The following is an 11,588-nucleotide window of genomic DNA, read 5'->3' on the forward strand; positions in this document are numbered from 1 at the left end:
GATTACTTCGCCTGATTCAGCTTATCAGCCACTTTGGCGGTGATATTGTAACCGGCATCTGCGTGCATAACGGCTTTGGCGGGCAGCAGCAGACCAATGTTTTCTTCCTTGATGATTTCGGGCAACAGTTTTTGCAGTTTGGGGCCGATTTCGGCCATGATGGTCTGCACTTCCTGCTGCTGAGCCGCTTCAATTTTACGTGCCAGATGCTCACCGTCAGAACGCTTGGTGTCGATTTTGTTCTTGGCCAGCTGACGTTGCTCGGCGCTGAGAATTTCCAGATCTTTCTGGAACTGCTCTACCAGCTTTTCGTAGTCTTTGCGCACCTGCTCCAGCTCTGAAACATTGTTCTTGAACTCTTTCTGGTTACGCAACGCGTTCAGGCGCTGTTTGGCAACGTCGGTGTTCAGTACAGCCGCTTCCAGATCGAAGACAGCGATGCGGCCCTGTGCCAACGCCACTGAACCCCAAAGCATGGCAAAAACCAGGACGGCAAATTTTATCGTTTTCATGACAGACTCCTGAAACAGTTTTCGGATAAATTAAAAAGTGCGACCGAGTGAGAACTGGAAAATCTCGGTCTCGTCGATTTTCTCATCGTTTAGGGCACGTCCCAGACTGAAGGTCAGCGGCCCGAAGCCGGTAATCCAAGTCACACCAAAACCGGCCGAATAGCGTAACTCACTGGCTTTTGGCGATGAACAGTTCAGCTGAGTAGCACCACAACTGGTGCTGAACACATTACCCGCATCGATAAACAGACCGCTGCGCACGGAACGCTGGTCTTTCACGAACGGGAGCGGGAACAGTAGCTCAATACTCCCCTCCACCAGCACGTTACCACCGAAGGGATCAGAGTCATCGTCAAACGACGAGGTATTGACCTCCAGCTTGCCGGTATCGGGATTCAGCACATACGCACCCTGCGCTGACAAGGCGGTCGCATTACCGCTCGCATCGATAGCTGTGGCGGCCTGACTGATACTGTAGATATCTGCCGGCGTGCTGCGCGGGCCCAAGGTATTGGCTCGGTAGCCACGCACTGAGCTGAAACCACCCGCATAGAAGTGCTCGAAGAACGGCAGTTTATCGATATTCCCATAGCCGTCGCCATAGCCCAACTCGGTTCTGAAACGCAGGGTCAAGCTGTTGGTTACCGGCACATAGAGCTGGCCATTGTAAGTCAGTCGGAAATACTCCAGATCGGAGCCGGGAATAGCGGCCTCGAGTGACACCGACTGAGAAGCACCACGGGTTGCCAGCAGACCGCGGTTCAGGGTTGACTGACGCCAGGAGATGCCTGCCGTGTAGTTATGGAATTCATCACCGTACTCATCGAGGAAACCCGGCTCCGTGCTGTCGACGAGCGCACTGTCAGGCAGGTTTTCAAGGTCTTCCAAAACTTCCGCAACTGTATACCGACCCGTACTACTGTCCATCTGGCTGACAAAGTAGTGATCAATCGCATCGAGAATACGCGGGCTGGTTTTAATTTCTTTTACTGCCGCCACACCCGCTTCGATCGTGGTGTAGGTATAGCCCAGCTCGAAGCCCAAGCGCTGTGTTTCTGAAATCGGATAGCCGAAATTCACACTGGTGCCGTAGGTATCAGTGGTGTAGCTGGCAACGTTGACTTCTTCATAGTCCGTCGCGCGGTAAAATACCGAGAAACCCCGGCTCACGCCGTCTTCTGTAAAGTAGGGGTCAACATAGTTAAAGCTGGCACTTTGCAGGAAGTCACTGCGCGACACGCCGAAACCTACCTGCTTACCGGTGCCGAGGAAGTTGTTCTGCTGGATATTGGCACTCAGCAGCAGACCGCTGTCCTGAGAGAAACCCACACTGGCCCCCAGGCTGCCCGAGCTTTGCTCCTCGACCGTATAGGTCAGGTCAATCTGGTCGTCAGTGCCCGGAACTTCGTTGGTCTCGACCTGTGCACCTTTGAAGTAACCCAGCCGTTCGAGTCGAATTCGCGATAGCTCAATTTTGTCTGCGGACGCGGGTGCCGCCTCCATCTGGCGCATTTCCCGACGCAACACCTCATCGGCGGTTCGCGCATTACCCTCAAAGCTGATGCGGCGAACATAGGTACGTTTACCCGGATCGACGAAGAACTTCAGGGCAACCGTGCCCGCCTCTTCATCCACTTCGGGAATGCCTCGGACCTTGGCAAAGTTATAGCCTTCGTTACCGAGGCGCTTCACCATGAATTCTTCGGTGCTGGTCACCAGGGCTTGCGAGAAAACCTGCCCTTCACGCACCAGAATAAAGCGTTTCAGATCGTCCTCGGGAAGCACCAGGTCCCCGGACAGCTCCGCGCCGCTCACGGTGTACTTATCACCTTCTGTGACATTGACGGTGATGTACACGGATTTGCGGTCGGGACTGATCGATACCTGGATGGAATCGGTATTAAATTGCAGATAGCCGCGATCGAGATAATAGGAGTTAAGCTTTTCCAGATCGCCTTTCAGCTTCTCCCTGGCGTACTTGTCACTGCTACTGAAAAAAGAAAAGAAGCCAGCAGGCTTCAATTCAAACTGTTCCAGGAGTGTTTCATCGTCAAAGACGGTATTGCCGACAATATTGATGTGCTTGATCGATGCCGTGCTGCCTTCATCGATATTGATGGAGATTGACACCCGGTTGCGAGGTTCAGCGACAACATCTGTTTCGATACCCGCATCGTATCTTCCCTGAGACACGTACTGACGGGTCAGCTCCATGCGCATATTTTCAAGGGTCGCGCGCTTGAAGACCTGCCCCTCTGCAAGACCGGCATTTTTCAGGCCATCCATCAGCGCATCGGTTGCCAGAGCCTTGTTGCCTTCAATGTTGATCTTGCTGATAGAAGGACGCTCTTGAACCTTGACGACCAGCACGTCCTGATCGATACCTATGCGAATATCGTCAAAGTTGCCTGTCGCGAACAACGCTCGCGTCGAGCGAGAGATCGCTTCTTGCGTAACAAGGTCACCCACGTTCAACGGCAGGGCAGAAAACACGGTTTCCGCGGCGATACGCTGCAGGCCCTCTACCCGAATATCGTTAAGACGGGTCTGAGCGAGGGCATAGGGGCTTGTCAGACAAAAAAGAACTGCGTACAGGAAAATACGTTTCATCAAAAACCAGCAACCAAGGCTAGGGGTTCACCCGCTCAGATCCGGGCGAGCCACTGATTAAAAAATATCGCTAAGCTCGAATATCAGAGGCGCAATACATCGTTATATAAAGCAAAAAACATGACACCGACCACCAACGCCAATCCGACTTGGTTTGCCAATGCCTGAACCTGTTCTGTTACCGGCTTGCCACGCAACCACTCCAGCGTCGCGTAAACAATGTGTCCACCGTCCAATATGGGAATCGGCAACAAATTTAATACCGCCAAACTGATGCTCAGCAAGCCCAGAAAATTCAGCCAGGAGAAAAACCCGTACTGTGCGGAAGAGCCGGCCACTTTAGCAATCGTTATCGGGCCACTCAAGTTTTTCGGCGACAACAGGCCGGTCAACATCTTCTTCAGCGATTCCAGAGTGAAGACACTCATCTGCCAGGTTTTGTTCAGCGCCGCCGTCATAGCCGAAACCGGGCCGTAGTGCATCTCTCGACGCATCTGCTCAGGCCACTCTGGAATTTCTGCTGCGACCCCAACAAAACCCACAGCCACCCCATTATCTTCAAGCTTGCGCTCGGGCGTGAGGCTGATCGCCAGCGGCTGTCCGTCTCGCTCCACGGATAGCGCCAACGTTATCGACGGACTCGCCCGAGCGATTTGCACCCAGCCCTGCCAGTCTTCAATGCGTTTACCGTCAACACTGACAATACGATCACCGGGCTTCAAACCCGCTCGCGCCGCCGCACTGCCATCAACCACCTCACCAACAATTGGCAGAAACTCGGGCATATACAGCGTGACACCCAACTCCGACAGAGGGTTGGGCTCTTCCAGTCCCTGCATCCAGCGGTCAATCGCCACGGTATTCTGATAAGTGAGGTCACTATCGGGCCATTTTACCGACAGCGTCAGATTGCCGGTCTCACCAATCCGCTCCAGCAGCTGCATTTGCAGGCTTTCCCAGGTTGGCGTCTCTTCACCGTCTACGGCAACAATTTCCTGGCCGCTTTCCAGTCCTGCCCGCTCAGCCAGTGAGCCAGGCATGACGTCACCGACGATGGGCGCAACACCGCCCACGCCATTCATGAAAATCGCCCAGTAGGCAACAATCGCCAACGCAAAATTAGCCAGCGGCCCAGCCGCCGCAATCGCGATACGGCGGGCGGGCGTTGCGCGGTTAAAGGCCATATGAGTCATATCTTCCGGCACGTCACCCTCGCGCTCGTCCAGCATTTTGACGTAGCCGCCCAGTGGTATCCCCGCCACCGCGTATTCAGTACCGGATTTATCGCGCCAGCTGAGCAGCGGCTTGCCAAACCCCACCGAAAACCGCAGCACTTTGACACCACAGCGGCGCGCCACCCAGAAGTGTCCGAACTCGTGGATAGAAACCAACACCCCAAGGGTGACAATGGTGATCAGTATGGTTTGAAGAATCTCTAGCACCGTCCTACCTCTCAGCCCCGTTTGTACTCAGGAATCAATGCTGCGGCTCGCTCTCTCGCCAGCCTATCCGCGGCTTTGACATCATCCAGCGATGTCGGTTCAACGTTCTCAAAGCACTCCATGACCGATTCCAGCACTCGCGGAATCGCTGTAAAAGGCAGGGATTCCGCGAGAAATGCCTCAACGGCGACTTCATTAGCCGCATTCAGCACGGCACTGGCCACCCCACCGGCTTCTGCGGCCTCTCGAGCCAGACGCAAACAGGGGAAACGCTGCTCATCCGGCGCTTCAAAGTCCAGCCTTGCCTGCATAATCAGGTCGAGAGTGGCCACTCCAGACTCCATTCGCCCGGGCCAGGCAAGCGCGTGGGCAATAGGCGTTCGCATATCCGGCTGCCCCATTTGCGCCAACACCGACCCATCAACATATTCCACCATTGAATGAATAACGCTTTGAGGGTGAACGACCACCTCGATTTTCTGTGGGGGACAATGGAATAACCAACAGGCCTCAATCAGCTCCAAGCCCTTGTTCATCATGGTGGCAGAATCAACAGAAATCTTCCGCCCCATTGACCAGTTGGGATGAGCGCAGGCCTCATCGGGCGTCACCGCAGCCAGCGAATCCAGCGGACGCTGGCGGAAAGGACCTCCGGAGCCCGTCAGCAGAATGCGCCGCACCCCCTGCGCCCCCAGGCCGCGACGATCGATACCCGGCATGCATTGAAAAATGGCGTTGTGCTCGCTGTCGATCGGGAGCAGCGTCGCACCGTGATCCTCGACAGCCTGCATAAACAGTCGACCCGCCATAACCAGCGACTCTTTGTTCGCCAGCAGGACTTTGCCACCGGCCTTAACGGCTGCCAACGTAGGCATTAGCCCAGCCGCGCCTACAATTGCCGCCATGACCGTCTCGGCCTGACTGGCAACCTCACAGAGTCCCTGCTCGCCTTCCAACACCTCAGTGTCACTGCCCGCCTCTTTGAGACGCTGCCGTAGCTGGTTGGCAGAGGACTCATCCCGCAGCACCGCGTAGCGAGGCGCATGCGCCATGACCTGATCGAACAGCACATCGATACTGCGATTGGCGGTGAGCGCGAAAATTTCATACTGCGAGGGATGGCGCGCCAGTACGTCGAGCGTACTGACACCAATCGAGCCGGTAGACCCGAGAATGGCAACTTTCTCCATTACTGCCAGCCCACCGACATCAACCCAAGAGCGAAGACAGGCGATGCCGCCGTCAAGCTATCCACTCGGTCCATAATGCCGCCGTGCCCGGGCAAGATGTGGCTGCTGTCTTTAATCCCGCGATGGCGCTTGATCATGCTTTCGAGCAGATCCCCCAGCACTGACGCCAGGACCGTTATCGCAGCAACCACAAGCATCGGCAACAGCCCTACCGGCATCCCGGCAGGCCAAACAAGCCAAAGCACGGCCATCAGCGAAAGGCTGCACAGCACCCCGCCCCAAAATCCGGCCCAGGATTTACCCGGACTCACGGCCGGAGCCAACTTGGCCTTGCCGAATGCCTTGCCGAAAAAATACGCACCAATATCTGCCGCAGCGACCAAGGCCACCAGCATCACAATCATCCAGGCGCCATTTTGCATGGCGCGCAGGTAGCTCAGCGCAACCCAGGTGGGCAACAATACCAACACCCCGATAAACAGGCGCATCAGACGGGAGCCCCACAGGCCGGCACTGGCCGGGTAGCTTTTCACCCATAGCAGCGCGATGGCCCACCACAAACAGCCCGCAACAAGCACATCGCGGACCGGAAGCGGGTTAAGGGAATCATAAAAACCAAGATGCATGGCCGTAGCAGCGATCAAGCCGCCGATACCGGCAACGTATAACAGCCGTGCAGGCAGGCCCTGCAAGCCACTGAGATCCGACCACTCCCAGGCAGCCAGCAAAACAATCGCAGCAAACACGAGAGACAATTGCGAGGGAGACAGTCCAGCGATCGCCGCCAACAGCGCCACAACAATCAGAACGGCGGTGATAACCCGCTGTTTGAGCATATACAGATCTCCGGTTTACTTGCCGTCGTCGTTATCGTTATCACGGCCACCGAAACGGCGTTCGCGATGCGCAAAAGCATCCAGGGCCTTGGCCATTTCCGCCTCGTTAAAGTCGGGCCACAGGCAGTCACAGAAATAAAATTCGCTGTACGCCAGCTGCCACAACATGAAATTACTGATTCGCTGCTCACCCGCCGTGCGTATACACAAATCAGGTTTCGGCAAGTCCGCCAGCGCCAACTGCTGGTCAAAGAGCGTAATATCAATATCTTCAGCACGCAATTGCCCTGCCTCGACCTGCCGGGCAAGGCGGCGCGCCGCGCTGACAATATCCCACTGACCACCGTAATCCACGGCAATCACCAGCGTTGTCTGGGTGTTATTTCGGGTGAGCTGCTCGCTGTGCTCCATCTGCTTGCGAAGTCCGGCAGAAAAGCGGTCGCGCTCACCAATGAAGCGCATGCGCACACCGTCTTCATGCAACTGCGCGGTCTCGCTCTCCAGATAATTGGAAAACAGACGCATCAGCGCCTGAACTTCGAGACTCGGACGCTGCCAGTTTTCGCTGGAGAAGGCAAAAAGTGTGACCACCTCCACCCCGCGCTCGCGACAGCTTCTGAGCAGGCCCCGAATAACTTCAACACCAGCTCGGTGGCCGCCTGCCGCCTTCAAACCCCGCTGCCGGGCCCAGCGATTGTTACCATCCATGATGATGGCGACGTGCTTCGGCGCGGCGGGGCCATCTGGGGCATTGCGCCCCTTACTTGCTACCATGTAAAACGCTGCTTCTCGGCCGATCAGATTTCCATCAGATCTTTTTCTTTCACCGCCAGAGCCTTGTCCACTTCAGCGATATACTTGTCAGTGATTTTTTGCACGTCATCCTGGGCACGACGCTCTTCGTCTTCACTGATGTCTTTTTCTTTCAACAGCTCTTTGATATCGGCAAGCACATCGCGACGCGTGTTTCGAATAGATACGCGTGCGCTTTCCGCTTCCTGTCGAGCCTGTTTGATATAGCCCTTACGCGTCTCTTCAGTCAGCGCCGGCATCGGAATGCGGATCACCGCCCCGGCCGTGCTCGGATTCAAGCCCAGATCCGATTTCATGATCGCCTTTTCGACGTCGGGCACAATATTCTTTTCCCACGGGGTCACAGTCAGTGTGCGCGCATCTTCAATACCGATGTTTGCCACCTGTGACAGCGGGGTTTCTGAGCCGTAATACGACACGCGAATACCGTCCAGCAAACTTGGGTGAGCACGTCCAGTACGAATTTTATTGAAGTTTGATCCCAGCGCCTCAATTGTCTTAGCCATGCGCTCTTGCGCATCCTGCTTCAGTTCATCAATCACTATTCTGTCTCCTAGTTTCGCACCAACAGGATCACTCCGCAGACACCAGCGTGCCGTCGCTACCACCCACAACAATGTTCAAGAGGGCGCCCTGCTGTTCCATCGCAAACACCCGCAACGGCATATTGTGATCCCTGCACAGGCAAATTGCGGTGAGGTCCATCACTTCCAGCTTTTTATCGAGAACCTCGTCATAGGTCAGGTGCTCGTATTTTTCTGCGTCGGGGTCAATCATCGGGTCGGCACTGTACACGCCGTCAACCTTCGTGGCTTTCAATACGAGGTCGGCATCGACTTCAATGCCCCGCAGGCAAGCCGCCGAATCGGTCGTAAAAAACGGATTGCCCGTACCCGCGGCAAAAATCACCACTTCGCCACGACTGAGCGCGCGAATGGCCTTGCGGCGATCGTAGTGGTCGACCACACCGCTCATCGGAATCGCCGACATCACCGACGACTTGATATTGCTCCGCTCCAAGGCGTCGCGCATCGCCAGCGCATTCATCAGCGTCGCCAGCATTCCCATATGATCACCGGTCACCCGGTCCAGGCCTGCGCTCTGCAGCGCCGCTCCACGAAACAGATTACCGCCGCCGACAACCAGCCCGACCTGAACACCAATACCGACCAGCTGCCCCACTTCAAGGGCCATGCGGTCCAGCACCTTGGGGTCAATACCAAAGCCCAGCTGCCCCATCAGGGCCTCGCCACTGAGCTTGAGAAGAATTCGTTTGTACTTTTTGTCCCGACTCTGAGTGGACATGCCTCACCCCATACACCGCATTAATTGAAGCTTATACACAAAGAAAAACGGGGCCCTGCGGCCCCGCTCGCGACTTATCAGCCTTTGAGCTGCGCAGCCACTTCGGCTGCAAAGTCGACTTCTTCTTTCTCAATCCCCTCGCCCACTTCAAAGCGGATGAAGGTCTGAATCTCGGCACCGCCGTTTTTCAGCAGTTTGCCAACCGTCAGCTCGGGGTCTTTAACGAAAGGCTGATCAACCAGCGCATTCTCAGACAGGAACTTACGGATACGGCCTTCGATCATCTTCTCGATAATCTCGGCGGGCTTGCCACTCTCTTGAGCCTGAGCGGTGAAGATTTCGCGCTCTTTATCCACTTCCTCTTGCGGCATATCTTCCTGCTTGGCAACACGGGGGTTAACCGCGGCTACGTGCATAGCTACATCGCGTGCCAGCTCTGCGTCGCCGCCTTTCAGCGCAACGAGAACCGCAATGCGATTATTGGAGTGGACATAAGTGTCAACAACACCGCTATCAGCAGCCAGTACCGATACGCGGCGAACAGAAATGTTCTCACCGATTTTTTGAACCAGCGCTTCGCGAGCTTCTTCCAGCTCACCAGCCATCAGCGCGGCAACATCGTCCTGCTTGTCGGCAAAAGCTTTGTTGGCGACTTTGTCTACAAACGCCAGGAAGCCGTCGTCGCGGGCAACGAAATCGGTTTCACTGTTCACTTCTACAACCACCGCATAGCTACCGTCTTCAGCGACTTTAGTTGCGACAACACCGTCTGCTGCAGTACGACCAGCTTTCTTAGCTGCCTTCATACCGCTGGACTTGCGCAGTTCTTCAATTGCCAGCTCAATATCACCATTGGCTTCGTTGAGCGCTTTCTTACACTCCATCATGCCAAGACCGGTGCGATCGCGGAGTTCTTTTACCATTGCTGCTGAAACAGCCATCCTAAGATCCTCTTTGTATGGGCTAGTGCAGAGCGGCCTGTACCGCCCCACTCAATGGGTATCCAAAAAAAGGGGGCCTTGCCCCCTCTCGTAGCGAATGTACAGCCTGCTTACTCAGCGGCCGCTTCGCCTGCTTCCTGTGCGACTTCAACGAACTCGTCACCAGCGACGGCTGCGTTGGCACTCGCATTAATAATCGTGTCGGCAACCGCAGTCACATACAGCTTGATAGCGCGAATCGCATCGTCGTTACCGGGGATAACGTAATCAACGCCTTCCGGGTTGCTGTTGGTATCAACGATACCGAATACCGGAATACCCAGTTTGTTAGCTTCCTGAATAGCAATACGCTCATGATCAACATCGATCACGAACAGCGCGTCAGGCAGGCCAGACATTTCTTTGATACCACCGATGGAACGCTCAAGCTTTTCCATGTCGCGGTGACGCATCAGTGCTTCTTTCTTGGTCAGCTTGTCGAATGTACCGTCCTGGCTTTGGGTTTCCAGCTCGCGCAGGCGACGTACTGACTGACGAATGGTTTTGTAGTTGGTCAGCATACCGCCCAACCAACGGTGGCTCACATAAGGCATGCCAGCACGGGCAGCCTGCTCGGCAACAATTTTACCGGCCGCGCGCTTGGTGCCAACAAACAATACTTTGTTTTTGTTAGCAGCCATTTTTGACAGGGCGTCCAGCGCACTGTTCATAGCGGGCACAGTGTGCTCGAGGTTAATGATGTGGATCTTGTTGCGGGCACCAAAGATGAACGGTGCCATTTTGGGGTTCCAGTAACGAGTCTGGTGACCGAAGTGAACGCCGGCTTGCAGCATTTCACGCATAGTGACGTGAGCCATGGTATTTTTCCTTGCTTGTCATCGGGTTAGGAACTTGTACCCATCCCGCAACCCAACTACAGCCTCGCTGCAGCACCCGGGATTACGTGTCGATGGATACGCGTCGTTTATGCCCCGCGCAGCGCACTGCGATTTCGGGGCGCGTATTTATACCACAGCCCCCACCCCGCATAAAGCCCAAATAGAGAGAAAACAGCATTCTGCGCCACCGCAGTCATCGCCTCATCGACGGCGATAGTCTACAATGTGTCGCTTTCAGTATTTTGACAGCCCGGACCCGCCGTTACCCATGAATGTAAGCATTAAAACGCCCGAAGAAATCGCCGCTATGCGCGTGGCAGGAAGACTCGCCTCCGACGTACTGGAAATGATTAGCGAACACGTCCGCCCCGGCGTGAGCACTGCCGAGCTGGACAAAATCTGCCACGACTATATTGTCAATGTGCAACACGCCATACCCGCCCCTCTCAATTATCACGGTTTCCCCAAGTCCATCTGCACATCGGTCAACGAGGTGATTTGCCACGGCATTCCTTCAGACAGCAAAATCCTGAAGAACGGCGATCTGTTGAACATCGATGTCACCGTCATCAAGGATGGCTGGCACGGCGATACCAACCGCATGTATTACGTGGGTGACGTTCCCGAGCACGCCAAGCGCCTGTGCGTAGTGACACAGGAATGTCTCTACAAAGCCATTGATATGGTAAAACCTGGCACCAAACTCAGTGAAATTGGCACAGTGATCGCGAAACACGCCCGCAACAATCACTACAGCGTCGTTGAAGAGTACTGCGGCCACGGCATTGGCCGAGGCTTCCATGAAGACCCGCAGGTACTTCATTACGGCGAGGGCTACCACCGCGGCAACGATCTGGTATTAAAGGAAGGCATGACCTTCACCATTGAACCCATGATCAACGCGGGAAAAAAGCAGACCAAACTCAACAAGAAAGATGGCTGGACCGTAACCACGCGTGACCGCCGCCTGTCGGCACAGTGGGAACACACGCTGGCCGTCACCGCTGATGGCGTGGAGGTACTGACCGCCCGTCCCGACGAGCCGTTCTACAAGGGTTAAT

Annotated in this window: 11 protein-coding genes; 1 reads left to right on the forward strand and 10 read right to left on the reverse strand. The window is 55.3% G+C overall.

The features are described from left to right. Positions 1-2: 2 nt before the first annotated feature. The 10 genes from G411_RS0102785 to rpsB all read right to left on the reverse strand — a co-directional run bounded on the left by G411_RS0102785 (position 3) and on the right by rpsB (position 10,506). Positions 3-512, reverse strand: coding sequence for an OmpH/Skp family outer membrane protein (locus G411_RS0102785; RefSeq protein ID WP_022957651.1), 510 nt, complete (start codon positions 510-512; stop codon positions 3-5). Positions 513-542: 30 nt separating this feature from the next. Continuing rightward, the gene (gene bamA, locus G411_RS0102790; RefSeq protein ID WP_022957652.1) at positions 543-3,122 is read right to left on the reverse strand and encodes an outer membrane protein assembly factor BamA; all 2,580 of its coding nucleotides are present in this window, start codon (positions 3,120-3,122) and stop codon (positions 543-545) included. Positions 3,123-3,205: 83 nt separating this feature from the next. Further along, a complete protein-coding gene (gene rseP, locus G411_RS0102795) occupies positions 3,206-4,564 on the reverse strand; it encodes a sigma E protease regulator RseP (protein ID WP_022957653.1) in 1,359 nt (452 codons plus the stop codon). 11 nt (positions 4,565-4,575) lie between these two features. Continuing rightward, on the reverse strand, positions 4,576-5,754 hold the full coding sequence (ispC, locus tag G411_RS0102800) for a 1-deoxy-D-xylulose-5-phosphate reductoisomerase (RefSeq protein WP_022957654.1): 1,179 nt from the start codon (positions 5,752-5,754) through the stop codon (positions 4,576-4,578). Continuing rightward, on the reverse strand, positions 5,754-6,590 hold the full coding sequence (locus G411_RS0102805; protein WP_022957655.1) for a phosphatidate cytidylyltransferase: 837 nt from the start codon (positions 6,588-6,590) through the stop codon (positions 5,754-5,756). The genes ispC and G411_RS0102805 overlap by 1 nt, the downstream gene beginning before the upstream one ends. A 15-nt stretch (positions 6,591-6,605) precedes the next feature. After that, positions 6,606-7,364, reverse strand: coding sequence for a polyprenyl diphosphate synthase (gene uppS / locus G411_RS0102810; protein ID WP_022957656.1), 759 nt, complete (start codon positions 7,362-7,364; stop codon positions 6,606-6,608). A gap of 23 nt (positions 7,365-7,387) precedes the next feature. Next, complete coding sequence (gene frr / locus G411_RS0102815; RefSeq protein WP_374962710.1) at positions 7,388-7,909, reverse strand: ribosome recycling factor; 522 nt, start codon at positions 7,907-7,909, stop codon at positions 7,388-7,390. A 67-nt stretch (positions 7,910-7,976) separates the two neighbouring features. After that, positions 7,977-8,708 (reverse strand): UMP kinase, encoded by a 732-nt coding sequence (gene pyrH / locus G411_RS0102820; RefSeq protein ID WP_022957658.1) that lies wholly within the window; start codon positions 8,706-8,708, stop codon positions 7,977-7,979. Between the two features lie 77 nt (positions 8,709-8,785). Continuing rightward, positions 8,786-9,649, reverse strand: coding sequence for a translation elongation factor Ts (gene tsf, locus G411_RS0102825; RefSeq protein WP_022957659.1), 864 nt, complete (start codon positions 9,647-9,649; stop codon positions 8,786-8,788). Between the two features lie 110 nt (positions 9,650-9,759). After that, positions 9,760-10,506 carry a 30S ribosomal protein S2 gene (gene rpsB / locus G411_RS0102830; protein ID WP_022957660.1) on the reverse strand — a complete coding sequence of 249 codons (747 nt, stop codon included), beginning with the start codon at positions 10,504-10,506 and terminating at the stop codon, positions 9,760-9,762. Positions 10,507-10,795: 289 nt separating this feature from the next. On the opposite strand from rpsB, the gene map reads away from it, so the two are divergent. Beyond that, positions 10,796-11,587: a type I methionyl aminopeptidase gene (gene map, locus G411_RS0102835; protein WP_028968089.1), complete on the forward strand. Its 792-nt coding sequence runs from the start codon at positions 10,796-10,798 to the stop codon at positions 11,585-11,587. The last annotated feature ends 1 nt before the right edge of the window (position 11,588 follow it).

Source organism: Spongiibacter tropicus DSM 19543 (genome assembly GCF_000420325.1).
In the GTDB taxonomy this organism is placed as follows: Bacteria; Pseudomonadota; Gammaproteobacteria; order Pseudomonadales; family Spongiibacteraceae; genus Spongiibacter; species Spongiibacter tropicus.